The organism is uncultured Algibacter sp., from assembly GCF_947495675.1.
In the GTDB taxonomy this organism is placed as follows: domain Bacteria; phylum Bacteroidota; class Bacteroidia; order Flavobacteriales; family Flavobacteriaceae; genus Algibacter_B.
Genome location: NZ_CANLZX010000015.1, coordinates 40,926 through 66,668, shown reverse-complemented (window position 1 = coordinate 66,668; position 25,743 = coordinate 40,926). Strand labels below are relative to the sequence as shown.

The window sequence follows — 25,743 nt, the reverse complement described above, 5'->3', positions numbered from 1 at the left end:
TTGTTTAATTTAATTCCAATTTAATATTTTTTTAAAATCATAAGCCTCTGGGTTAGGCAAATATTGTTTAGCTTTCTCATAATCCTTTTCTTGAATAAAGAAAAGACTATTGATAAACAGTTGCGCCATATCAGAGTTAATATCTACTAGCCTTGGTTGTACTTTACCATTTTCATCTTCGAAATCTGATAAATACAACGGACTAATATCTCCTCTTGAATTGGCACTTACAATACAACCTGTAATACCTTGATCATATAATTTTTTTACACCTATGCCTAGCAATGTACATAAAGTTAAATCGAATGCTATAGGGTTACAGCATCTTAATTCATAACCTAATTCTACTGGTCTTGATTTTACAACTATTCCCAATTCTTTCAATTTAGTTTGTAACAAATAATTGAAAATATGAGATTTACTTACATTTCCTAATTCGGGATGTCCGTGATCATCATAAGTAAAATTAATACCAGAATTTATTATTTCGTCTTCATCCATGAAATGAAAAACGCCTTCACTTACTAGAGCTACGCCATATTCAATACCTTCCAATTTACATTTTACAATAGAAGAAATTATCATGTTAATTAACTTCTCGAATGTAATTTTTGTTTTATCAAACATTTCAGGAATAATCATCATTTGAAAATGACAAGCCGAGGCTATACCAAAAGCTAAATGACCTGCAGAGCGTCCCATTGCAGACACTACAAACCAATTTTCGCTAGTTCTAGCATCTTCATAAACTGTATTACCAATACGAACACCTTCATCTTTTGCTGTATGAAATCCAAAAGTTGGGTTTCTATCTGGCAAAGGCAAATCGTTATCTATAGTTTTTGGAACATGAATATGAGCAACAGATAACTCTTGTGTGTTAAGGTATTTGGTTAACCTATTGGCGGTAGACGCTGTATCATCACCACCAATAGTTACCAATAATTTAACATTATTCTTTTTAAAAAAATCTGCTTTAAAATCACTATCTTTAGGTTTAAACCTACTCATAATTAGAGTAGAGCCTCCACGACTAAAAATTCTATCAGCATGATGAAAATCAAAAATTTTCATTTCTGGATTATCAGACAATAGCCCTTTGTATCCATGATGTACACCTATTACTTTAAAACCATCTTTCATGAAGGTTTTAGCTAAAGTACTTATAACTGTATTAATACCAGGAGCAGGACCACCGCCGCAAATAATTGCAATAGATTTTTCCATATGCTAATTAAAGATTTTTGAACTAATTTTGGGTAGTTTATCTAGCAACACGTCCAGATGCATCACCTCCCATTAATTTTTCAACCTCAGCAACTGTAGCTAAGTTAGCATCTCCTTTAATTGTATGTTTTAAACAAGAAGCAGCAACTGCAAAATCTAATGCATTTTGATCATTTTCAGGGTATTTTAATAATCCGTAGATTAAACCACCCATAAATGAATCTCCACCACCTACTCTATCAACGATATCGGTAATTTGGTATTGACGAGTTTCATACATTTTCTTTCCGTCATATAAAACACCAGCCCAAGTATTATGAGATGCAGAAATAGAACCTCTTAACGTAGTAATTACTTTTTTAGCTCTTGGGAATTTTTCCATCATTTGTTGACAAACAGATAAAAATGCCTCTGCTTTTACATCATGACCTTGAGTTTGTACTGTAATACCTTCTGGCTTAATTCCAAAATGCATTTCAGCATCTTCTTCATTACCTAAAACGATATCACAATAAGAAGTAATTTCAGTCATTACTTTTTCTCTATGTGCATCACTACAATATTTCCAAAGTTTAGCACGGTAGTTTAAATCTGTTGAGATTGTAATTCCCTTAGCACTAGCAGCTTTAACAGCTTCTAAACATACATCTGCAGCACCTTGTGAGATAGCCGGTGTAATACCTGTCCAATGAAACCATTCAACACCATCAAAAACAGCATCCCAATCAATCATTCCAGATTCGATTTCTGAAATAGCAGAATGTGCTCTATCATAAACTACTTTAGAACCTCTAGATACAGCTCCAGTTTCTAGGAAATAAATACCTAAACGATCTCCACCCCAAACAATTTTATCAACTCCAACGCCTCTTTTACGCATTTCCATCATAGCACACTCTCCAATATCATTTTTTGGTAAACGTGTTACAAAATCACATGAAACACCATAATTAGCTAAAGAAACAGCTACGTTTGATTCTCCACCACCGTAAATAGCGTCAAAATTATTTGCTTGTGAAAATCTTAAAAATCCTTGCGGAGCTAATCTTAACATGATTTCTCCAAATGTTACTACTTTACTCATCTTAATTGGTCTTATTTTAAAAAATTAGTTTTGCTTAATCGTTTAACCATATACAGGTAAATAGAGCAAATGAGTTAATTTAACTATTATTTTGATTATTTTAATTAAAATACTACATTTGCTTAAACGATTAAGCAAAGATATAAAAAAATTGAATACTAAAAAGAAAACTACCATAAAAGATATTGCTAATGTCTTAAATATCTCTGCTGCTGCTGTCTCTAAAGCGCTTCATGACGACTCTAGAATTAGTAAAAAAACTAAAAAAGCGGTTAAACAGGTAGCAAAAAACTTAAATTACCAACCAAATCATCTAGCAAGTGCTTTAAGAAAAGGAAAAAGTAATTTAGTTGGTGTTATTGTCCCTAGAACGAATAGCAACTTTTTTTCTTCTGTTATTCAAAATATTGAAGAGGTTTTAAATAAAGAAGGTTATAACATTATTATAACACAGTCCAATGAATCATTTAAAAAAGAATGTGATAGTATTGATACTTTATTGTTTACCCAAGTTGATGGAATAATTGCTTCAATGGCTAATGAAACTATAGACTTAGAATATTATGAAAAAGTTAAAGCTAAAGGCATTCCTTTAATCTTATTTGATCGTGGTGAAAATGATTTAAATGTAGATTACATTGGTATTAATGATTATGATAGTAGTCATATTATTGTTAAACACTTGGTTAATCAAGGATGTAAAAGAATTGCTCATATAGGTGGTTATAAACGCACTCGTATTTTTAACAATAGAATTAGAGGATATATTGATGCTTTAAAAAAACATAATTTACCTTTAGATAAAGAACTTCTTATTGAAAGTAGTCTTACAATAGAAGATGGAAGAAATAAAATGGCGCAACTATTAAAACTCCAAAATAGACCTGATGCTGTTTATATTGCAAGTGATTATGCGGCTTTAGGAGCATTGCAATTACTTAATGAACAAAACATAAAGGTTCCTGAAGAAATTGCTTTAGTAGGTTTTGGAGACGAACCCTTTACGGCTATGGTTACCCCTTCTTTATCAAGTATTAATCAACATAGTGCTGAAATTGGCAAACAGGCAGCACTTACTTTTTTATCTTACACTAAGAAAAAATCAATTAAGCAAACCTTAAATAAAATAATTTTAGATGCTGAACTGGTTGTTAGAGAATCTTCAAATTCTATTCAATAATTTTAAATAATTCAAGCATTTATTATTTTGATTTTTAAGCATTTAAATTACATATCCATTAAAAAATCAGGACAATAAACAGGAATAATTAAGAAGACAAATAATAAAAACATAATAGCCCATAAAACCCACATTAAAAGCGGAAATGTTATTAACTCTCCTTTTGTATTTGGCGGTCGAATGGAATGTGCAATCAATCCATGTATACCAAAGCTAAAAACCAAAAAATTAAGCGTAGCAAAACTAATTAGCAAACTTTTGGATAGAGATTCTTTAGTTATAAAAAGTACTATCCATAATACAATCGCTATTGCTATTACTATTCTAAATATTCGTCTGGACATGGGTTCTAATTATTTATTATTAAATTATTCTAAATGAAATATTCCATAATTTTTAGCATTAAAACTTAAAAGAGGTATTTTACCATAAGATTCCATTCGTTTTACTAAATCGCGATGCAACAACTTTGAAGTATAGCCACTATAGGTTCTTTCAAGCATTGCTATAAGATCTGCGTTAGAATTTCTGTAGTAAATTTTTAGTGCATAAAAGGCATCATCGGCATATAAAATATCCAATTTTAGATTATTATAATCAATGTATTTTTTTATTTTCTCTTCAATGATTTTCTTTTGTTTTTTGAATACCGTTTCTTCTATTGGTGAAACATGAACTACTTTAATTTTAGCTTTAAAAGGTTTAGCTATTTCTGTTAACTTATCTAAAGCACCAAAATCTTCATCTTCAAAATCTGTAGCATATACTATGGTTTCAATTTGACTCTTTACAGAATCATTAGGAATTGTTAATATTGGACAAGGAGCTTCTTTAATAAGTTGCTTGGCTATACTTCCCATAATTAATTCACGTAATTTACTAGCTCCTTTCATCCCTGTAACTATTAAAAAGGCGCCTACTAAATTAGCTTTATCAATAATTCCATTCACAACAGATTTGTTTTCAATTGATTCTGTCTTAACATTTAGGGCAGCCAAATCTCTTTTCAACACGCGTTTACAAAATGCCTTAAGTTTTAAATTATGTTTTATAAGAGTATCGCCTTCAAGGTTTGGAAATGCAGCTTCAGGTTTTAAACTAAAATCATCAAGAAATGTTGGATAATCAAAAACATGAATCACCAATAATTTAGCTTTCATTTTATCACTTAAATTATAAGCATATTTTAGTGCTAATTCAGAGTTTTCTGAATAATCAGTTGCGTACAAAATTGTTTTCATTACAATACCGTTTCAATTTATAACCAAAAGTATGTTTCTAATCCTTTTAAGTAAATGACCTAGGTCATTTGCAATAAAAAGGTGCACAACTAACTTTACTTAAGGAACTTTTAACGCACACTCTTTTTTGTATACTTAATAAAATACTCTAAATTATTAGAGGTATCTTTAGTTACCAAGTAATTTTATTTAACTTTAAGATTATGAAAAAACACCATACTATTATAATTGCAGGGGCAGGTGGCATTGCTAAAGCTGTAGCTCTCATACTGGCAGAATGGAGTGAAGTTACACCAACAATATTTATAGGTAATAGAACACTACATAAAGCACAAAAACTTGTAGCATGGATTAAAAATGGTATTACCAAGCCTTGTAATATAAAAGCGTTTCATCTTTCTGGAGAAGGTCTTACTAATGAAATGAAAGTGGTTTTTAAGCAAGGAGAAATTATCCTAGATTGCCTACCTGGTACCCTAGCTCCCAAAATGGCATATTACGCCAAAGAGTATAATATGCATTATGCAAATTTGACTGAATATATTGCAGAAACTCAACAAATCATAAAATTAGCAAACAATGCAACAACAGGTTTTGTACTACAATCTGGTCTTGCCCCAGGCTATATTGATGTATTAGCCAATCATATTTTTAGAGAATTTTGTAATGATTTCAAAGTAAATAAAGTTGATAATTTAGAATTTAAAGTTGGCGCACTTACTAAAAATGCAACTGCACCTCATTACTATGGGTTTACTTGGAGCCCTGTTGGTGTTGCTACAGAATATATAAAAGAAGCGGAAGTTATACGTAATTTCAAGAAAACAAAACGTCCTTCCTTATCAGAGCGAAATACAATAATAATTGATGGAATTTCGTATGAAGAAGATTTAACATCTGGAGGAGCAGCCAACTTACCAGATGCTTTAGCAGGAAAAGTAAATACTCTTGATTATAAAACTTTAAGACACCCAGGACACTATGCTTGGGTAAAAGAGCAAATTAAAAAACTAGGCATTGTTAATAACCCTATTGATGCCTTGCAACAAATTATGGAAAAACAAATTCCACATATAGAAGAAGACCAAATTATACTATATGCAGCTGTACAAGGTAAAGATAGCCAAGGAATATTAAGAAGACGAGAGGTATCAAAGCATATTTTACCACAAAAAATAGGCAAATATCAATTACGTGCCATACAAACAACTACGGCAGTACCATTAATACAATCTGCAAAACTACTTCTAGAATCTTCTTTTAAAGGGGTTGTTTTTCAAAGTGAAATTGATACTAAAAGGTTTTTAAACGGTACCTTTATTGTTCCTGTTTACGGAAATGTATAATAATGTTTAGTTCTTATTTTATTCTTATGAAAGTTTAAGACATCTTACTTCTTTTTAAAAACGCATGTTCGTATCTTTTACCAATATTCTTTTTTGTAATATTCAAACTGACCCAAATCATTGCTTAATTACAATCTTCAAATTAATTTTCTTCTTTTAAACGAACTTAAAACATAACATTATACAAAACTATTAACCTGTTTTTTAGTTATCATTTTAGTTGTATAGAAATTGCTAGTAGGATTCTATTCATATTAATTTAGTTTTCTGTCTAGGTGAATACCTTTAATTTAATAGATACTGCAATATGCTATGAATAATATAAAATCTCATAATAATGAATACTTTAAAAAATCTATTAACAGAAATCACTCAGCTCACCTATAATATTGAAACTAATTATCCTGAGCTCTATCGAACGCTCGATGAAAATCCATTAACTATTCCATCATTAAATCATCCGCATATAGACAAAGAAATAATGAAAGACTATTTAGAAAGCTTAAAACAAATTTTGAAAAAATATTTAGAAATAAAAAAAAATAAATAATTGAAATATTTATGGGAAAAATAGCGACATCAAACCGGCAAATCACCTTGTTTTAAAGCTCTAAATCTATTAAAGCAAAACAAACAATAGCATATGCTAAAGCCGAAGGTTTGCCCATTCTGGAATTAGATATATTAAAAACCAAGTTAACTGTCACCCAAATTGCAGAAATGGCAGATAGATTACAAATAGAAATAAAAAGATTTAGTTAACCAAAAGCATCCTGCATATAAATCGCGTTTTAAGCATTATGATTTTTCTTCTGATGATTGGATAAAAATGATACGTAACAATCCTGAAATTATGAAACAGCCCATTGCTTTACGAGGAGATTTAACAATTTTAGTAGAAACACCTACTGGTATTATTAAAATCTAGTTCATAGTGCATAAAACATTAATCATCTTGTCCTTTATAGTGTTTTTTACTTGACTATTACATTCCGAAATATTGAATATGATTAGTATAATCTTTATTAAACTAATGATACTATTATTTTTAATTTATTAATTCCTTCTACTGTTTGTATTACTTGTAGTTGAGCGACGGCGAGTTGTGTTATTCTCCTTATGATATCTGCTAATATTATCGCCTCGATAGGTTTTAACACGAACAAACCTGCTTCGATTTAAATTAATAGCATTATAACGTGGTGGCAATACATTCACCCTAATCCAAATATTATTGTTTAGATAAAGGTAATTTCTCAACAACAAATCGTAATAAATCATATGTTCTGGAAAATACACATATCTAACTGCCTCAACTCTGTTTGGATAAAACCAAGATGGCGGTGGTGTTTCAGGTCTAGAGGATATAACTACAGGACCACAACTTTTTATAGTTAGCGCACTAGCTATAAGCAATAATATGAGATAATATTTTTTATTTTTCATTACAGTAATATTTAATTACAACAAATAAAAGAAAGCTGCAAAATAACCAAAATGACCTGCGTCATTTTAAGACTTATTATTTTAAAATAGCTTTGTTTAAAGCCATAAAAATTTAAGTCATGATAAAAGATTATTCTAAAAATTACAACAATCTCACCAAGTTAATGGATGAATTGGGAACTAAAATCCCAGAGACTATGATAGGTTTTAATGACCTTCATAAAGCAAGTATTAAAGAAGGTGCATTACCTACAAAAACAAAAGAACTTATTGCACTTGGTATCGCTATTACAGTTCGTTGCGATGGTTGTATTGCATTTCATGTACACGATGCTCTTTTAGCAGGAGCTAGCTCTGAAGAAATTATGGAAACCATAAGTGTAGCTATTCTTATGGGAGGTGGTCCTGCTGTTGTTTATGGTTGTCAAGCCATGGAAGCATTAGAACAATTTGTTGTTTTAGAACAGTAATTAGTTTAATAAGAATTGGCACAACTTTCATTAAAAAAAGAAGTCGCAGATAAACACGATTTAGAAAGTATATTTAGTAAAACGAAAGAAAAATAAAGTGCTATTCAAATCACCTTAATGAAAATCACTTAATAAAACATATCATGGAAACACAAGTCATTAATAATTCAGATTTACATTTTGAGCATAAGTTGTGGCAAAGAGAACTTGCCTTTTGGGAAGACGAACTTAAATCTTTTAACAATAGGTTAAGCGAATTGGTAACACGATGGACAGATAATAAAATTCTGGCTCAATTAGATCATTATCAAAACCAATTTACGCTGCATGGAAACTTTATTGATAAATTACAGGCAGATATTACTATGCACGAAGTTAATATGAGTGCTCACTTCAAAAAAGGTGAAGATGTGTTAAACCGTTCATTTGTTGAAAAACATATTGAATTTAGAAGCAAAATGGAAACACAAAGACATATTTACGATAACTTAAAAAAGGAATTTTCTCGTTTTCTTTCTAAGTATATGTAGTAAAATAAATTTTTAATAGAATTTAAATCCTTTAGTTTTAAAAAGCTTAACAAAATAAAAACATAAAAACCCGGAATAAAATTCTTACTCAGAAAGGCTTTTATCACAAGAATCCTTTTTATGAGCTTTGGAGAAAAAAATCTATTTTAAGTTCAAAACACTCACAAATAAAGAAGCAAAAAAGGCAATAAAAACATTTAATATAGCGCAGTTAATATGACTATTATTTCATGGAATGTAAATGGATTAAGAGCTATTGTAAAAAAAGATTTTTTTTCAAACATTAATACAATAAAACCAGACATCCTTTGTTTGCAAGAAACAAAAGCACAAGTTAACGATGTATTAAAAGCCTTATCACCATTATCTAATTACAAGTTATACATTAATTCGGCAACTAAAAAAGGGTATTCAGGTACCGCTATACTTTCTAAAACAAAACCTATAACAATTACCAATGGTATGGGTGTTAAAAAACATAATAATGAAGGAAGAATTATTTGTGCCGAATACCTTAATTTTTATCTAGTTAATGTTTATGTTCCTAATTCTGGACAACAATTAGAAAGACTTAACTATAGAGAGAATTGGGATACCGATTTTCTTAACTACATAAAAACATTAGAAAAAGTAAAACCTGTAATTATTGCTGGCGATTTCAATGTAGCACATCAGTCCATAGACCTTAAAAATAACAAAGCTAATTACAACAAAACAGCTGGTTATACACAGGTTGAAATTAATGGAATGACTAATATAATAAACGAAGGATTTGTAGATTCATTTAGACATTTAAACCCTAAAAAAGTAGCCTATACATATTGGAGTTATCGTTTTAAAGCTAGAGAAAGAAATACAGGTTGGCGAATAGACTATTTTTTAATTAGTAAATCTATGTTTAAAACTATACAGTCCGCAGATATATTATCACAATATTATGGATCGGACCACTGCCCTATTATTTTGAAACTCGCCATATAAAATTCATTTTAAAAGTCAGATTTCTTATAAAAAATGCTTTAGTCTGACCTATATCATTTCGTATTAATAAGTTGAACACTAATTTGGAATATATTAATTTCAAAATAATCAGATCATGAAAAAGGCAACAATCTTATTTCTAACCTTCATTATAATTCCAATTTTCACAATTGCACAATCTATTGATAATCTAGATTATATCTCACCATTTCACGATGATCTTGCAGCCATTAAAAAAGACAAAAAATGGGCATTCATAGATAATAAAGGAAACCTAATTATAGATTTTAGAACCGATTTAAAAACCACAAAAAATAAAGATGGTGAATATCCAATATTTTATAATAATAGATGCAAAATAACTGCTATTAAAGCAGGTGTTTCATATTTCGGGTTTATTGATAAATCTGGAAAAACTATTATTGAACCACAATTTTTAAATAGCAGTAACTTTAATGAAGGAACTGCAATTGCTTTAGAATTAGACAAAGAAATTATTGCCAAAAACACGGCTTTAGAGAAAGACGTAGTCAATTACCGTTATTTTGAAGTTCTTATTGATACACATGGAAAGACAACGCATTACCTCACTCAAGATGGTGTAAATATTGTTTTGGATAAAGACTTTTTAAGAGCAGTTCCTCCAATAACTTCAAAACAAATTACTAAAAACCTTTACGCAGTTAAAAACAAGAGAAACTCATGGAACATTATTAACACTAAAGAATAAGCCTAAAATGAAAGCAAATTTAAGTTTAGGAAGAGTTTCTGGAACTAGGATTATAGTCCATTGGACGTTTTTTCTACTCTTGGCTTGGATTGTATTTTATGAACTTAAACGCGGAAGTAACACAGCAAGTATTTTATTTGGGATCACATTTATATTTGCTGTATTTTTATGTGTAGTGCTACATGAATTAGGTCATGTACTAATGGCAAAACGATTTAATATTCAAACAGAAAAAACGACTTTACTACCCATTGGCGGTATGGCGAGTTTTATGAAATTGACAATAAGTTAAAAACATTAAATGGAAAAAAATAAAGCTACATGCTTACATTTAAAAATTATAATATTGCAGATTGGTTTTCTTTTTATCGCATTTTTGCGTCACCTTTCTTATTGCTCTTTATTTGGCTAGATTTTAGGCTAATATTTTCATGGTTGTTATTAATTAGCTATTCTACTGATGCTATTGATGGGTTTTTGGCAAGAAAATTAAAAATTACCAGTCCAAGAGGTTCGCAACTAGATTCTTTTGGAGACCAAATTACTTTAATAGTTGGTTTAGTTGGTTTGTATGCTTTTGAAACCCATTTTATTAAAACAAATCTTGTTTTAATTGGCATTGCCTTTATACCCTACATTATACAAATGCTTATTGCTTATATTAAATATGGAAAGGCAACAGCATTCCACACGTATTTAGCAAAATTATCTGCTGTTATGCAAAGTTTATTTATACTTTTTTCACTGTTCTATTATCCTGAACACACTCTTTTTTATATTATGATATGCATTGGCTTACTTGAAACTTTTGAAGAGATTGCACTAATCTTTATGTATGATAATTGGACCTCTGATGTTAAAGGTATTTATTGGGTTTTTAGAGATAAAAGAAGACTAAAAAACAATAATACAAAAACATGAAATCCTTATCCCTTTTTACAATTATCTTATTGTGTTTTGCTATTTTAATTGTAGACATTATGGCTTATTATTGGCTACAATCTATTACACAACTCATAGATTCAATATTTCTAAGTGTTAGCATTCATGTTTTGTTTTGGGTATTTACTTTTGGTTTAATTACATCCATTTTGGTGCTTAAAGTTACTTTAGATGATATAAGTCCTATAAGAAAACATCTTCTTATTTCAAGATTTTATGGTCTTGCAATTTTATCGTTTATACCTAAACTCATTTTCGTTATTATTATCTCTATTTTGTACTTTACAAATTTTATTTTATCAGATAGTAAATCACTTATCATAGTACCTATTGCTGGACTATTTTCAGGATTCCTTCCGTTTTTTGTTATCCTATATGGTATTTTAAAAGCTAAATATCGATTTAAAATTCACCATCATATAATTAGATCTAAACTATTACCAAAATCTTTTGATGGATTAAAGATTGTCCAAATATCAGATTTACACATAGGAAGTTTTAATTATAGATATAAAAAATTAGAATTAGCAATTGAAAAAATTAACGCCTTAAAACCAGATTATATTTTTATAACTGGAGATTTGGTAAACAATTATGCCTGGGAATTACGTGGCTGGGATAAAATTTTTAAAAAAATGAAATCTAAAAAAGGTAAATATGCCATTTTAGGTAATCATGATTATGGAGATTATAGTCAATGGGAAACACCAAAAGCAAAACAAGCAAATTTTGAAGCTATTCAACAATTTTATAAAACTATTGATTTTAGACTATTATTGAATGAAGCAGATCTAATTTCAAACAACATCGACAAAATAGCCATTATAGGAATAGAAAATTGGGGAAAACCACCATTTAAACAATATGGAGATTTGCACAGAGCTCTGGTAAATGTTAAAGCTATTCCATTTAAAATTCTATTATCTCATGACCCAACACATTGGGCTGAAGAAGTAAAAGACAAGACAGATATTACACTAACACTTGCAGGACATACGCATGGTATGCAAGCTGCTTTTCAATATAAAAAACTACAATGGAGTCCTATAAAATACAAGTTTAAGTATTGGGCAGGTTTATATAAACACAACAAACAATTTCTATATGTAAATAGAGGTTTAGGTTGGTTAGGATTTCCTGCTAGAATTGGTATGCGTCCAGAAATTACATTTCTAGAATTAAAAACTAAAATGTAACTGACCTACATCATAATTAGTAACATATAAATAAAATAACTTAGCTTAAAGCTTAATAACATAAATGAGATATGTATTTACAATACTAGTTATAATCCATGGCCTTATTCACTTACTTGGCTATGTTAAAGCTTTTTTTGAAACCGATATTAGTAAACAATTAGTGGGTGTTTCAAAACCTGTAGGCTCAATATGGCTAGTTACTTTTATTATGTTTATGGTTGTAGCAATACAATTTCTAACTGGTAAAAAATGGTTTTATCTTGGTTTTGTTGGTGTACTAGTATCTCAAACTCTAATTATTCTAGCCTGGCAAGATGCTCGATTTGGCACAATTCCTAATATTGTTATTTTTTTAGTAAGTATGGTTGCTTTTGCGACATATAGATTTAATAGTATGGTTGAAAGGGAATCAAATCAAATACTGCAGAATACAAAAACTAATAATCCTACAGTAATTTCAGAAAATGATATTGCTTATTTACCTGAAATTGTACAGAAATGGATGATTAATTCACGTATTATAGGAAAACCAATAGTAAAAACCGTACGATTAAAACAATTAGGAACCTTACGAACTAATCAAAATAATAAATGGATGCCTTTTAAAGCAACGCAATACTTTAATACTGTAAACCCTTCTTTTGTTTGGCAAACAAAAGTTTTTGCAATGCCTTTAATTAATTTATTGGGTAGAGATAAGTTTAAAGATAATAAAGGAGAAATGCTCATTAAAATTGTCGGACTTGTTCCTGTAGTTAAAGAATCTGATAATCCTGAAATAAACTCTAGTGCAATGCTTAGATATTTGGCTGAAATATGTTGGTTTCCCTCTGCTGTTTTAAATGAATATTTGAGTTGGAAAACTATAAATGCTAATTCTGCTAAAGCAACTTTTACTTATAAAAATCAATCGGTTTCTGGTGTTTTTTCATTCAATAATAAAGGAGATTTTGTTTCATTTGAAACAATGCGATATTACAGTAGTAATAATAATTATCAATTAGAAAAATGGCTTATTACAATAAATGATTATAAAGTATTTCATGGTATAAAAATTCCCTCTCAATGCAAAATTACTTGGAAATTAAAAGATGGTGACTTTAATTGGCTAAATCTAGAGGTTATTAGTATGGATTATAATTGTACAGAAACATACTAAAACCTTTATATTAATCTTGTTTCTGCTTAATTTAATAACCTTTTTGTTACGTTTTTTTATAGGTCTGCCCCAATCGATATTCCATTCTCGTTAATCAATATTTTATTGGTTTCATTTTAAGCATCGCTTTAGTAATAAAGACTTTAGTAAAACGCGGTATTTTCTACATAAGGATAAAATCACTTTTAAAATAAGCTCTATATCACCTTTTGCATTACCCATAAGACTTGCCAAATGCGCTACTTTGGTCTTATCTCTTTAGACATTTTCTAAAATTAGTGTCAATTATTTCAGCCGTACAGTCATGGAATCTCTGAACAAATGTACAAACACCAACCCTTGAAAAGGTCCGTTATTGCTATTATAAAATTGTTTAAAAGTGGCTACTTTGAAAATATTGAGGTTTTGATCTCCAATAACTAACAGGAGTATACCCCAAGAAAATTAAGTACATAAAAAAAGAGTAACCATTTCTGATTACTCTTACTTAGTAGCGGGAACTGGACTCGAACCAGTGACCTTCGGGTTATGAGCCCGACGAGCTACCTACTGCTCTATCCCGCGATTTTAATCTAAAAATAATTTACTTAGCTTTTAACTTTCGGTTCATAATGCCGACCAAATTATTTCGGACTGCAAATATACAATCCTTTTTATGTTTGTACAAGATAAAAATAGAAAATATTATTGTTCAATGTTAACTGCCTGAAAAGATGTTAATTCGGTATTTATAAATTGAGCTGTAACTTGAATAGGATTACAACATACTTCACAATCCTCAATATAGGTTTGTGAATAAACAGAGTTATCTAGTAACATAGATATATTCTCCCAACAATAAGGGCAAATAAAATAATGCTCAATCATATTTTAAAAATAAAAAAACCATCATAATTATGATGGTTTAATATTAACTAAATTTACAAAAAACTATATTATTCTTTTTCTATATCCATTGTTGCTGTTGCATTTTGTAATTCTAAATGCATTAACGTAGGTGGATTTTTACCTGAAACACTAATATATTCTTGGTTTAAGTTGTTATCACTAACCATCATAGTGTTTAATTTTGTTAAATTCATAAACTCTTTTGGTAAATCTCCAGTAAATTGATTTGTAGACAATAGCAACTCTTCTAAATCTTTTAATTGTGCTATTTCTACTGGAATCTCTCCATCCATTTTATTGTCCATCAAACTCAATTTTTGCAATTTAGATAAAGCATAAATCTCTGTTGGAATTTGACCAGTTAAAAAATTACTACCAATTAAAAGTTCTTTTAAATTTGTTAAACCCATTAAAGAAGTTGGAATCTCGCCAGTAAGCTTGTTGCTATATAACTTTAAAGATTCAAGATTTTTTAATTCACCTAATTCAGCAGGTATATTGCCTTCAAATCCATTCATAAATAATTCTAGAGCAGTTAATGCTTTTAGATTACTTAATGATGTTGGCAAGTTTCCTTTTAGTTTATTAAAACCTAGGTTTAAAACTTTTAAATTTGATAAATCACCTATTTCTTCTGGTAGCTCTCCATTTAAGTTGTTAAACTGCAAATTAATTTCTACAACTTTATTGTTTTCTAATTTTACACCGTACCATTTATCTATAGTAGAATTTAAATCCCAAGAGGAATTCCATTCTGCACCGTTAGTGGCATTATATAAAGCTATTAAGGCATTTTTATCAGTTGATGACACATTAGCAAATGAGTATGCTGTGACAAGGAATAAAACTACTGTTAATTTAAGGGTTTTCATATTTTGGTTAATTTGGGATAAATTCTTGTACGAATATAGCCCCGAACCTGATAAAAAACAATTTTTATCGATGAAACGCATTATATTTTAACATTTTGATGTCGATAAAAGTAAAAACAGCTAATCAAATACACGATAAATCAATTTCTAAACAATCTTTTGTATGGAGAAATTTAAACTAAAAATTAATATTTAAAATTTCTCCACTTAACTGTAGTAGTTGAAATTCTGCTAATTTCGCTAAATACTTTGCTCTATTCTTACTTAATTCTGCATTTAGTAGATTAAGTTGCGCCTGCCTAAACTCAATTGAATTTACTTGCCCTAGCTTAAATTTTTCTTGAGTTCTATCAAAATTGTTTTTTGATGTTTTAATATTTTCTACTTGTAGTCTATAAATACTTAATTTATTTTGGTAGTCATCCCAAGCATTATTAAAATCGCGCTCTATAGTGACCTGCAATTGTTCTTTTTGAATATTATTGGCCTCTAAACTTATTTTGGCATTTTTTACTTGAGTGATTGTACTACCACCATCAAACAAATTCCAACGTAAATTTAAACCTCCTGAAAACCCTGTATTGGTAGAAACTGCAACAAAAGAAGCACCATTATTATTACTTTTATTCCAACCATAACTCCCTGTTAAGCCTATTGTTGGTAAATAAGCAGACTTTTGTGATTTCACTCCTAAACTATTAATTGCTATACTTTTATCAATTTGTAATAAATTAACGTTATTAACTTTAGCTTTTTCTAAAAGTTCACTTTTATTATAGAGTGAATTAAAAGCTACTTCTGTATTAATATCAAAATCTCCAGCTATTGTGTTTCCTAAAACTAGGTTTAAATCCCGTTTAGAATTGTTTAATTGCTGTAAGGAATTCATTAAATTAATACTATCATTATTAATATCAACTTCTGCATTTAAGACTTCTAATTTTGTACTCTGCCCATAATCAAATTGATACTGTGCACGAATTAATCTATCTTTAGAAATAGAAAGTGTTTTATTAATCGCATTATTATTTTCATAAAGTTCTGCAACATTGTAATACACAGTAAAAAGTTGTAAAATAGTGTTTTCAATAGTTTCGCGAGCTTGTAATTCTGTTAACTTTTGGCTTTCTTTAAACTGCTTATAATTATAAGCTCTCCCCAAACCATCAAATAAAACATAATCTAAATCTATTGAGGCATTATACCTTGAGCTTTCGGCTCCATTTAATGTTGTTGAAGTTCCGTTAGAGAAATCAGCTTCAGTATTATCTACATTATAAACAGCACCTCCATTACCAGTTAAAGTTGGCAAATAACCTGAATTTAAAATGCTTGCATTATTTTTAGCTATTTCAACATCTGTACTAGCCAATTTAATACCATAATTATACTCTAAAGCTAAAGAAACTGCTTTTTCGGGGGTAATTACCTCTTGAGCAAATAATGCTACTTGTGATAATATTGATATACTTAAAAAAACAAATTTAATTTTCATGTTCTTCTTTTTGTTCTTTAATAGCGCGTTCTACTTCTTCTTTTGTAATTGTATTGCCTGTTACTAACCACTTAACATTCTTTTTTATACCATTACTGAATGCTAAAAAAAGTGGTAATACTAATAATGTTAATATAGTTGCGTAAGCAATTCCGAATGAAATAGATATAGCCATAGGTTTTAAAAATTGTGCTTGCCTACTTTTTTCTAGTAAAAGGGGAGCCAAACCAGCAACAGTCGTTAACGAGGTTAAGAAAATAGCTCTAAATCTAGATTTCCCTGCTTCAGAAAGTGCTAAATCAAAGGCCATGCCTTCTTTTAAATTCGAATTAAATTTTCCTATTAGAACCAGCCCATCATTAACCATAATTCCTATTAAAGCAATTATACCCAGAAGCGATAATATATTTACAGAAAAACCTAAAAGCCAATGTCCCCATGCTACTGCTGTTAAACTAAATGGCACTAATAGTATTAATAAAATAGGTTGACTATAACTTCTAAAAGTAAATGCAATAGTGACATAAATAAGAAATAAAATTGGTATTCCTGCCTTTCTAAGTGATGTTGATAGTTTTGAAGCCTCTCTATTTTGCCCTTCAAAAGAAGCCGAAATAGTAGGATATCTAGATTGCATTTCTGGAATTATATTCGTTTTAATATCATCTAAAATATCTGTTGCACTTGTACTTGGATCTTTTAAATCTGCAGAGACTTGAATTTCGCGTTGCCCTATTAAGTGATTAATAGCAACATCACCTCTTTCAATCGTATAATTAGCAATATCTTTTAATGTAACACGCTCACCAGAAGGTGTAACAATACGCATATCGTCTAAATTATTTATTGATTCTCTATTTGTTCTATCATAACGTACCCAAACACGAATTTCATCTTGTCCGCGCTGAAAACGCTGAGCTTGAGTACCAAAAAAACCAGCTCGTACTTGCGCCATTACTGTACTTAAATTTAAACCTAATAAATAAGCGCTTTCTTTTAACTCTAATCGAATTTCTTTAATTCCTGCTGGATCATTGTCTTCAACATCTTTTAATAGTGGGTTGGATTGTAAAACTTTTTTCAACTCCAATTTTGCTGCCTTTAATTCTTCAATATTATTACTTAATAAAGATACCGAAACAGGACTACCACCAAAATTACCTCCAGAACCAAAAATTAAACGCTCTGTACCTATTACAGGACCAACAGCCTCTCTAAGTTTATTGGCAACTAATCTTGAGTTTATGGCATCCGGTCTTTCTTCGCCCGGTAACATATTTATATTTAATCTAGCACTTGATGAACTTGTTATGTTTAGTATTGTGTTTTCAAACAATTGTTTGCCTGTACCTTTTAAATATTTATCTGACAATTCTTTATTAACCAAATATGATTTTTGTTCTATCATAGAAATGATAGAATCTGTAATTTTTTCATTTGTTCCGTTAGGCATATCCAATTCAACAGACACTCTATCACTAGCTACTGATGGAAATAGAGTAACTCCAATTATACCACCTCCAATAGAACCAAAAGTGAGTATTAAAAATGAAATAAAAACACCTAATGAAAGAAATTTATATTTTAAAACAAGATCTAAAACAGGACTGTATATTTTATCTCTTAAAAACACCATAATTCTATCTCCAACTTTATTTATGTCTCGCATTTTGGAGAAGAACTGCTTCAACTTAGATGGATTTTCATCTTTAATTGGCTTTTGAAGCGCTTTAGAATGAGCTAAATGTGCAGGTAAAATTATTAGAGCCTCAATTAAAGATACAACCAAGGTTAAAATTACAATAACCGCTACTTCACTAAAAAACTCACCTATTCTACTATCTAAAAATAAAAATAAAGAGAAAGCTAGAAGTGTTGTTATTATAGCTGATACAACTGGAGGAAGAACTTCCATTGTACCATCAATAGCAGATTGTATAGGTGTTTTACCTTTTTCGTAATGCTGATATATATTCTCGGCAATAACAATACCATCATCAACCAGAATACCAATAACGATAATCATTCCAAAAAGTGATAAAACATTTATAGTTACATCAAATTGCCCTGCAAAAATAAACATACCTAAGAAGGAAATTGGAAGTCCAAATGCTACCCAGAATGCTAAACGTGTATTGAGAAATAATGACAAAAATATAAGTACCAAAATCATACCTACAATTGCATTTTCTGTCAATAATTGTGTACGTTGATTTAATGTAATTGATAAATCTCTTACTACATTAAGACTTATGTTGTTATGACTTTGATTATATGATTCAATATAATCTTTAACCTTATCTGCAGAAGATATTAAATCTTCATTATTTGTACTTGTTATACTAATATTTACTGCCAACTCTTCATTAAAATAACTAGCATTAGGAGTTTCAGAAAAACGATCGCGTATTGTTGCAACATCTTTTAAACGAACTGTTTTTCCATCATTTGTGGCTTTAATAACAATATTAGAAAGTTCATCACCGTAATAAGAACGATTGTTAGCTCTTATTAGATATTCTTCAGCATTGGTTTTTATATTACCTCCTGTTACTAAAATATTTGAGTTGCTAACAGCCTGAGAAACATCAGAAAAACTTATGTTATAAGCCAATAAACTTGTTTCGTTAACAGCAATTTCTATTTCTTCTTCAGGATAACCTGATACTTCAATTTGGGAAATTCCATCTATCGCTCTTAAATCGTTTTCAACTTGTCTTCCTAATTGTTTTAAAGTGGCTAGGGGAACATTTTTTCCGCTTAAAGCGAAAGAAATTGTTTCTCTTACAGCTTCTTGCTTTGCAACTATAAGCGGTTCCATACCTGATGGAAAAGAGGGTACCCTATCTACTGCATTCTTAACTTCCAAGAGCATAAAATCGATGTTTTCATCTTTTTCAATTTCTACGGTTATCGTTCCGCTATTTTCTCTTGAAACAGAAGTTACTCTATCAATACCTTTTAATCCTTTAAGATTATCTTCTATTTTTAGAACAACACCTTCTTCTATTTCCTGTGGAGATGCTCCTGGATAAGCAACACTTACTGTTATAATTTTAGAATCTGTTAACGGAAAAAACGAGGATTTTAATGATGACAAACCAATAAATCCAAACACAAAGAATGCTAAAATAAAAACATTTACAGCTACGTGATACCTAATAAAATAAGCAATTAATTTTCTCATTATTTATCTGCCTTTTTATCTGTATTATTAAATGGTTTAACCAACATACCTGCATAAGCTCCAGGAACTGATTTTTTAAGAATAACTGATCCATCTGGAACTTCTTTTAAAACAACTTTAGTCTCAGAAAAATAAATTGGTTTTGCAGGAATTACAGATAAAACACTATCTCTAACTACAAATATTTCATTGTTCTCGGATAATAGGTTACGATCTATTTCAATAACATTATGTTCTTCTTTTACATTTAGTTCTGCTTCTAAATACATACCTTCTTTTAAAGTATCATCTTTTACATCAATGTAAGTAGTAATTGTTTGTGTAGTAGCATCAATACTTCCGTTAACACGAGACACTTTTCCTGTATAAGTTTCTGTTTTATCTAAATTTGTTAGCTTAACTGTTTTGCCAACTTTTAACAAACTAGCGTAGCTTTTGCTTAAAGCCACCTCTAATTCATAAACAGATGTATCTATAAACTCACCTAATTTCTGTCCACTTCGTATTAAAGAGCCCTCTGTCACTAAAGCCTCTGTTAAAATTCCTGAAAAAGGTGCAGAGACAGTATATTTTGCAAGACGTTGCTCTAAGTTAATAACATTATAATAACTAGAAACTATATTTCGACCTGTAATAAAATAGTTTTCTTTATCAGAAGTCATTTCAGGTAATTCAGGTGTTTTTTTACTTAAATCAAAAGCATTGAGGTAGTTTTGCCATTTTTGAAAAACATCAGGAAAGTCAAGACGTAAATCGGGCATAATAGCTGCTATGGCATTATACAAGTTACTTTTGGCAGATTGTACACTAGCATAATATTCTGCAGCATCAATGCGTACTAAACTTTGACCTTTATAATATTTTTGCCCAGGTTTAAAAAGCACTTTTGAAGGTTTAAAAATACCTTGTACTTCGGCATAAAGTTCTACTCTACGCTTGGCAACCAAGCTTCCATTTGCTGGAATTACAATTTGTACAGTACTGTTTTTAACAGTATCAATAAATACCGTTTTAACAACTTTTTCTTTAACTGGCTTAGGTTTGTGTTTATTGGCTATAAGTGATTTAGCAAATAAAACGGAGAACACTATAAATAAAATCCCAATAGCGGATAGTATAATTTTACGCATACTTTTAATTTTGGTTGTATGACCACAAAATTAGACTATAGTTTAAACGCTAAACGTTAAAGAAAGTATAAAAAAAATTAATTTTCGAACGCTTCAATTTCAATATGAATATCCTCCCACTTTTGCATATATTCTTGTAAATCGGCCTTCATTTTTTGATAATTATCAAAAAAATTAGGTTTGGAGGTAACTTCTTGATAATTAATTTCAAGTTCTAAATCAATGGTTTTTATATTTCGTTCAATCTCATTTATCTTAGATTCAACATTACTTAACTTATTGTTTAAAGATTTTAACTTTTTTTGGTCTTCGTAAGATTGTTGCTTTTTAACCTTGGGAGTTTCTTTTACAACAGTACGTTTTTCTACCTCTCTTAAGTTTTCTACTTTTCGTTTTTCTAGATAATAATCTATGTCGCCTAAATATTGTTTTAATTTATGATCTTTAAACTCATAAACTAAATTTGTTAAACCCTGAAGAAAATCACGATCATGCGAAACCAATATTAAAGTGCCTTCAAAACGTTTTAAAGCTTCTTTCAAAACATTTTTAGATTTAATATCTAGGTGATTTGTTGGCTCATCCATAATAAGCACATTAAAAGGCTGCAGCATTAACTTAGCCAATGCTAATCTGTTTCGCTCACCACCAGAAAGTACACGTACATATTTATCAACCTCATCACCTCTAAATAGAAACGACCCTAAAATATCCCTAACTTTAGTTCGGTTAGTTTCATTAGCAGCATCAATCATGGTATCATGTACTGTTTTATTACCATCTAGATATTCTGCTTGATTTTGAGCAAAATATCCTATCTGTACATTATGTCCTAGCTTTAAACTTCCGTTATACTTAATGTCGCCAACTATTATTTTTGCTAATGTAGATTTACCTTGACCATTTTGACCAACAAAAGCCGTTTTACTATCGCGCTCAATTAATAAATCAATATCTTTTAATACCTGATTATCACCATAGTTTTTAGATATTTTATTGGTTTCAACCACAACTTTTCCTGGTGTTATAGATACCGGGAAATTAAGTGTCATAACACTATTATCGTCTTCATCAACCTCAATTCTATCAATTTTATCAAGCTTTTTAATAAGTGATTGAGCCATGGTAGCTTTAGAAGCTTTTGCTCTAAATTTCTCAATTAACTTCTCTGTTTGCTCTATTTGCTTTTGCTGATTTTTTTGTGAAGCTAATTGCTGCGTTCTCAATTCTTCACGTAAAACTAAATACTTCGTGTAAGGTTTAGGATAATCATAAATACGGCCTAAAGAAATTTCAATAGTTCTATTGGTAACATTATCCAAAAACATTTTATCATGAGATACAATAACAACAGCACCTGCATAGTTACGTAAAAATCCTTCTAACCAAATAATAGATTCTATATCTAAGTGGTTAGTAGGCTCATCAAGAAGTAATATATCGTTGTTTTGAAGTAACAACTTAGCTAACTCAATACGCATTCGCCATCCTCCAGAAAAAGTATCTGTAAGTTTAGAGAAATCTTGACGCTTAAAACCTAAACCTTGAAGAATTTTTTCTGTATCTCCTTGATAATTATAACCACCTTGAATTTCGTATTGATGCTGTAACTCATTAATATCAACCATAAGTTGATGGTAAGATTCACTTTCATAATCCGTACGTTCGGCCATTTGGGTGTTAACCGCTTCCATTTGTGCTTCCAAAGCTTTAATTTCAGTAAAAGCTTCGTAAGACTCTTCTAAAACTGTTCTTCCAAAAACAAAATCAATATCCTGTTTTAAAAAACCAATTTTAAGCTCTTTATCGGCTGCAATCTGGCCTGTATCAGGTTCCATTTCTTTAGATAATATTTTTAGCATCGTAGATTTACCTGCTCCATTTTTCCCAATAAGCCCGATCCTATCACCGTTACCTAATTTGAAGGTTATATCTTCAAATAGGTATTCGCCTTGAAATGAAATCGATAAATTATGAATGTTCATCATAGAAATGTAACTTTTATCACAATGCGTAATTATAAAAATAGTAATTTTGCATTATAAATTCGCATGCAAAAGTACACTAAATTATATGTTTAAAAAAGGCTCAAAACTTTATAGCATTTTTACCGGTAAATGCCCAAAATGTCATGAGGAATCTATGTACACCAACAAGAATCCATATAATCTATCTGAGGCATTAAGTATGAACAAAAAATGTAGCAACTGTAATACAAAATATAAAATTGAACCTTCTTTCTTTTATGGTGCTATGTACGTTAGTTACGCTGTAGGTATTGCTTTTGCTGTTGCAGCTTTTGTTATTAGCTTTTATGTATTTAATGCCAGCCTAAACTATATATTTATTTCTATAGTAGGTACTCTTGTAGTATTTATGCCAATAATAATGCGCCTTTCAAGAAATATTTGGATTAACTTTTTTATGAGCTACGACAAATCTTTAAAAAAGAACTAATATTTTTGGCGTTACCCTAAAGGGTCGGGCTTTACATTCCAATCTTTTTTTCGTACCTCAAAAAAAGATTTCCTTTACAATCCCTAACGCAGCTTAATTCAACTTTTTAGTTAAACCGGTTTATATCAATTTCTTTATCAAGAGGTTCTGTGTGTTCAATAAAATTATACAATTGTTTAGCAACATAAGGACCTATCATAACACCACGTGTACCAAGCCCATTTAACACAAATATATTTTTATAACTTTTATGCTTACCAACCAATGGTCTTCTATCTTTAACTGTTGGCCTTATCCCAGCTACTTGATTAACCACATTAAAAGTACAACTTATAAGCTTTTCTAGTTTACCTAAAAGTTCTCTTTTAGCTTTTTCTGATGTATTATGTGTTAAATCCTTCCACTCATAAGTTGCTCCAACAATATATAAATCATTACCCAACGGAATTAAAAACACACCTGCTTTTAAAACAAAATCAATTTTTAATTCTGGTGCATGTATAATAAGTAATTCCCCTTTTGCAGGATTTAATGGTAAATTTTTAAAAAAAGTATTTTGTCTTATACCAGAGCCTTCTGCAAATACAACATGCTTAGCATTTATATTTTGGTAATTAACACTAGTATCACCTATTTGTAAACCATCATAATTGAAGGGCGTTTTAAACAGCAAGTTGTCTTGTAACAAATCAGCTTTATAAGCTTCAATCATGGTTTTCACATCAACCCTTCCCGTTTCTAAAACTTCACCAAAACCAAAAGGCGCATTAATAGTGTTATTAGTATTTTTAATAATTATTGTTGAAAGATATCTTGATAGTAATGGCTTATCTGAAGATGCAAACCAATCATTCTGTTCTTCAAGGGATGCAAATTTTCTATAAACTGGTATTTTATAATCTAGTTTTACATTCAATCTTTTCTCAATAGCCTCATAAAGTGGCAAAGCAATATCTAATTGTTCTGTGCTTTTCCAAACTGATGTAAAACGTTTTAACACCACAGGGTTATATAAACCACCTGCAACCGTTGAAGATTGTTGTGATGCATCATCAAACACCACAAATGTTTTGCCATTTGCTATTAATTGCTCACAAAAACTAATACCAGCAATTCCAATACCTACTATAATATAATCTACTTGCATAATTGATTGCTAAGATAATCAGTTTTTAAGGGTATTAAGTAATAGCTACTGTACAAAACAATAATTTATAAATAAAAAACGCTCACTTTAAAAGTGAGCGTTTAAGTATTTTATTTTTTAATATGGATTAATAAGTCCACATGTCTAATTCAAAATCTCTAATCTTGTCTTTAATTCTTTCAGATTCAAGCAATTGCATTAGTGCATTTTGAGATACATATTCATTAATAGCTCTATCTCCTTGAACATTTTCTTCTCTAAAAATATAACCTTGAAAACGTCTTGCATTCAATACATGATCATAAGAAAACGGCATAGAACTGTTTTTGTTATTAAAAGATTTTGCTTCGTGTAATACTTCTCTAGCATCTGGGAAGAAAATCCAAAAAAGAGGTACTAAATCTGGCTCTGAGTCATCAATAAAGTTAACATCTGGTGCTACAGGAGCAATACCTAATAATCTGTATTTCATTTCTGCTTGTCGCTTATCAAAATACCAAAGACCTTTTATATGGTATTCTTTAATATCAGCAGCAGTAATATCTCTTGTGTTAATATACTCAGCAGATAATTCTTCACCTGCATTTAATTGCTCAATACCATACTCTGTAGTATCAACCATTTTTAACGCAGATTCAATATCTTTTAAAGTACGTTTTGTAGTAAAATAAGAATCATCATAAATGTTTTTTATTTTTCCGTTTTTAATGTTCTTCATAAGCACATCATACAACGACCTTCTATCACTACCAATATTATTTGTATCAATAGGGTAGTACAAAGGAAAATTTGCACGTTCATCAAGTACTACTTTTTCCCAAGTCATTTTAGAAAACAAGATATCTCTATCATCAACATAACCATATTCTAATGGCTTGTCATTGTCAACTGCCTTTTGGGCTTCAGTTCTTACACCTATTTCGTCAGGACTTTTAGCATTAAGTATATTGGCTTGAGCAAATAAACTTGATGCTGTAAAAACAGTAGCTACGGTTAATAAAAAACTTTTTACGTTCATCTTAATTTTTATTT

At 29.9% G+C, this 25,743-nt stretch carries 25 protein-coding genes and 1 tRNA gene; 12 read left to right on the top strand and 14 right to left on the bottom strand.

Features of this window, described 5'->3' with window-relative positions; translation table 11 throughout:
• Positions 1-9: 9 nt before the first annotated feature.
• Positions 10-1,227: a 6-phosphofructokinase gene (locus Q0842_RS11440; RefSeq protein ID WP_298498147.1), complete on the bottom strand. Its 1,218-nt coding sequence runs from the start codon at positions 1,225-1,227 to the stop codon at positions 10-12.
• Between the two features lie 37 nt (positions 1,228-1,264).
• The gene (locus Q0842_RS11435) at positions 1,265-2,311 is read right to left on the bottom strand and encodes a sugar kinase (RefSeq protein WP_298498145.1); all 1,047 of its coding nucleotides are present in this window, start codon (positions 2,309-2,311) and stop codon (positions 1,265-1,267) included.
• A 151-nt stretch (positions 2,312-2,462) separates the two neighbouring features.
• Here Q0842_RS11435 and Q0842_RS11430 point away from each other — a divergent pair, with 151 nt between their 5' ends.
• Positions 2,463-3,491: a LacI family DNA-binding transcriptional regulator gene (locus Q0842_RS11430; RefSeq protein WP_298498143.1), complete on the top strand. Its 1,029-nt coding sequence runs from the start codon at positions 2,463-2,465 to the stop codon at positions 3,489-3,491.
• Positions 3,492-3,538: 47 nt separating this feature from the next.
• Here Q0842_RS11430 and Q0842_RS11425 read toward each other — a convergent pair whose 3' ends face one another.
• Positions 3,539-3,835, bottom strand: a complete 297-nt coding sequence (locus tag Q0842_RS11425; RefSeq protein ID WP_298498141.1) for a hypothetical protein — start codon at positions 3,833-3,835, stop codon at positions 3,539-3,541.
• Between the two features lie 24 nt (positions 3,836-3,859).
• Positions 3,860-4,732: a universal stress protein gene (locus Q0842_RS11420; protein ID WP_298498139.1), complete on the bottom strand. Its 873-nt coding sequence runs from the start codon at positions 4,730-4,732 to the stop codon at positions 3,860-3,862.
• Positions 4,733-4,935: 203 nt separating this feature from the next.
• Here Q0842_RS11420 and Q0842_RS11415 point away from each other — a divergent pair, with 203 nt between their 5' ends.
• Positions 4,936-6,078 carry a saccharopine dehydrogenase C-terminal domain-containing protein gene (locus Q0842_RS11415; RefSeq protein WP_298498137.1) on the top strand — a complete coding sequence of 381 codons (1,143 nt, stop codon included), beginning with the start codon at positions 4,936-4,938 and terminating at the stop codon, positions 6,076-6,078.
• Positions 6,079-6,415: 337 nt separating this feature from the next.
• Positions 6,416-6,628, top strand: a complete 213-nt coding sequence (locus Q0842_RS11410; protein ID WP_298498135.1) for a hypothetical protein — start codon at positions 6,416-6,418, stop codon at positions 6,626-6,628.
• Positions 6,629-7,134: 506 nt separating this feature from the next.
• Here Q0842_RS11410 and Q0842_RS11405 read toward each other — a convergent pair.
• Positions 7,135-7,524: a hypothetical protein gene (locus Q0842_RS11405; protein WP_298498133.1), complete on the bottom strand. Its 390-nt coding sequence runs from the start codon at positions 7,522-7,524 to the stop codon at positions 7,135-7,137.
• Positions 7,525-7,643: 119 nt separating this feature from the next.
• Here Q0842_RS11405 and Q0842_RS11400 point away from each other — a divergent pair, with 119 nt between their 5' ends.
• The 8 genes from Q0842_RS11400 to Q0842_RS11365 all read left to right on the top strand — a co-directional run bounded on the left by Q0842_RS11400 (position 7,644) and on the right by Q0842_RS11365 (position 13,535).
• A complete protein-coding gene (locus Q0842_RS11400; RefSeq protein WP_298498131.1) occupies positions 7,644-7,994 on the top strand; it encodes a carboxymuconolactone decarboxylase family protein in 351 nt (116 codons plus the stop codon).
• A 143-nt stretch (positions 7,995-8,137) separates the two neighbouring features.
• Entirely contained in the window at positions 8,138-8,524 is a 387-nt protein-coding gene (locus tag Q0842_RS11395) for a hypothetical protein (RefSeq protein WP_298498129.1), read from the top strand.
• 216 nt (positions 8,525-8,740) lie between these two features.
• On the top strand, positions 8,741-9,505 hold the full coding sequence (locus tag Q0842_RS11390) for an exodeoxyribonuclease III (protein WP_298498127.1): 765 nt from the start codon (positions 8,741-8,743) through the stop codon (positions 9,503-9,505).
• A gap of 115 nt (positions 9,506-9,620) precedes the next feature.
• Complete coding sequence (locus tag Q0842_RS11385; RefSeq protein WP_298498125.1) at positions 9,621-10,235, top strand: WG repeat-containing protein; 615 nt, start codon at positions 9,621-9,623, stop codon at positions 10,233-10,235.
• Positions 10,236-10,242: 7 nt separating this feature from the next.
• Positions 10,243-10,527: a site-2 protease family protein gene (locus tag Q0842_RS11380; RefSeq protein ID WP_298498123.1), complete on the top strand. Its 285-nt coding sequence runs from the start codon at positions 10,243-10,245 to the stop codon at positions 10,525-10,527.
• 29 nt (positions 10,528-10,556) lie between these two features.
• Positions 10,557-11,156 (top strand): CDP-alcohol phosphatidyltransferase family protein, encoded by a 600-nt coding sequence (locus Q0842_RS11375; protein ID WP_298498121.1) that lies wholly within the window; start codon positions 10,557-10,559, stop codon positions 11,154-11,156.
• Positions 11,153-12,373, top strand: coding sequence for a metallophosphoesterase (locus Q0842_RS11370; protein ID WP_298498120.1), 1,221 nt, complete (start codon positions 11,153-11,155; stop codon positions 12,371-12,373). The genes Q0842_RS11375 and Q0842_RS11370 overlap by 4 nt, the downstream gene beginning before the upstream one ends.
• Before the next feature lie 64 nt (positions 12,374-12,437).
• Positions 12,438-13,535: a DUF6544 family protein gene (locus Q0842_RS11365; protein WP_298498118.1), complete on the top strand. Its 1,098-nt coding sequence runs from the start codon at positions 12,438-12,440 to the stop codon at positions 13,533-13,535.
• A gap of 491 nt (positions 13,536-14,026) precedes the next feature.
• Here Q0842_RS11365 and Q0842_RS11360 read toward each other — a convergent pair.
• The 7 genes from Q0842_RS11360 to Q0842_RS11330 all read right to left on the bottom strand — a co-directional run bounded on the left by Q0842_RS11360 (position 14,027) and on the right by Q0842_RS11330 (position 23,095).
• Positions 14,027-14,099: transfer RNA gene (locus tag Q0842_RS11360), tRNA-Met, on the bottom strand.
• A 120-nt stretch (positions 14,100-14,219) separates the two neighbouring features.
• The gene (locus Q0842_RS11355; protein ID WP_298498116.1) at positions 14,220-14,402 is read right to left on the bottom strand and encodes a CPXCG motif-containing cysteine-rich protein; all 183 of its coding nucleotides are present in this window, start codon (positions 14,400-14,402) and stop codon (positions 14,220-14,222) included.
• A 68-nt stretch (positions 14,403-14,470) separates the two neighbouring features.
• Positions 14,471-15,295, bottom strand: a complete 825-nt coding sequence (locus Q0842_RS11350) for a Two component regulator three Y domain protein (protein ID WP_298498115.1) — start codon at positions 15,293-15,295, stop codon at positions 14,471-14,473.
• A gap of 178 nt (positions 15,296-15,473) precedes the next feature.
• A complete protein-coding gene (locus tag Q0842_RS11345; protein ID WP_298498113.1) occupies positions 15,474-16,790 on the bottom strand; it encodes a TolC family protein in 1,317 nt (438 codons plus the stop codon).
• Positions 16,780-19,977 carry an efflux RND transporter permease subunit gene (locus Q0842_RS11340; protein WP_298498111.1) on the bottom strand — a complete coding sequence of 1,066 codons (3,198 nt, stop codon included), beginning with the start codon at positions 19,975-19,977 and terminating at the stop codon, positions 16,780-16,782. The genes Q0842_RS11345 and Q0842_RS11340 overlap by 11 nt, the downstream gene beginning before the upstream one ends.
• Positions 19,977-21,107: an HlyD family efflux transporter periplasmic adaptor subunit gene (locus tag Q0842_RS11335; protein ID WP_298498109.1), complete on the bottom strand. Its 1,131-nt coding sequence runs from the start codon at positions 21,105-21,107 to the stop codon at positions 19,977-19,979. The genes Q0842_RS11340 and Q0842_RS11335 overlap by 1 nt, the downstream gene beginning before the upstream one ends.
• A gap of 77 nt (positions 21,108-21,184) precedes the next feature.
• A complete protein-coding gene (locus tag Q0842_RS11330) occupies positions 21,185-23,095 on the bottom strand; it encodes an ABC-F family ATP-binding cassette domain-containing protein (RefSeq protein WP_298498107.1) in 1,911 nt (636 codons plus the stop codon).
• Between the two features lie 85 nt (positions 23,096-23,180).
• Here Q0842_RS11330 and Q0842_RS11325 point away from each other — a divergent pair, with 85 nt between their 5' ends.
• Positions 23,181-23,564, top strand: a complete 384-nt coding sequence (locus Q0842_RS11325) for a DUF983 domain-containing protein (protein WP_298498105.1) — start codon at positions 23,181-23,183, stop codon at positions 23,562-23,564.
• A gap of 106 nt (positions 23,565-23,670) precedes the next feature.
• Here Q0842_RS11325 and Q0842_RS11320 read toward each other — a convergent pair whose 3' ends face one another.
• Complete coding sequence (locus tag Q0842_RS11320) at positions 23,671-24,711, bottom strand: FAD-dependent oxidoreductase (protein WP_298498103.1); 1,041 nt, start codon at positions 24,709-24,711, stop codon at positions 23,671-23,673.
• Between the two features lie 127 nt (positions 24,712-24,838).
• On the bottom strand, positions 24,839-25,729 hold the full coding sequence (gene gldN, locus Q0842_RS11315; RefSeq protein WP_298498101.1) for a gliding motility protein GldN: 891 nt from the start codon (positions 25,727-25,729) through the stop codon (positions 24,839-24,841).
• Positions 25,730-25,743 lie beyond the last annotated feature (14 nt).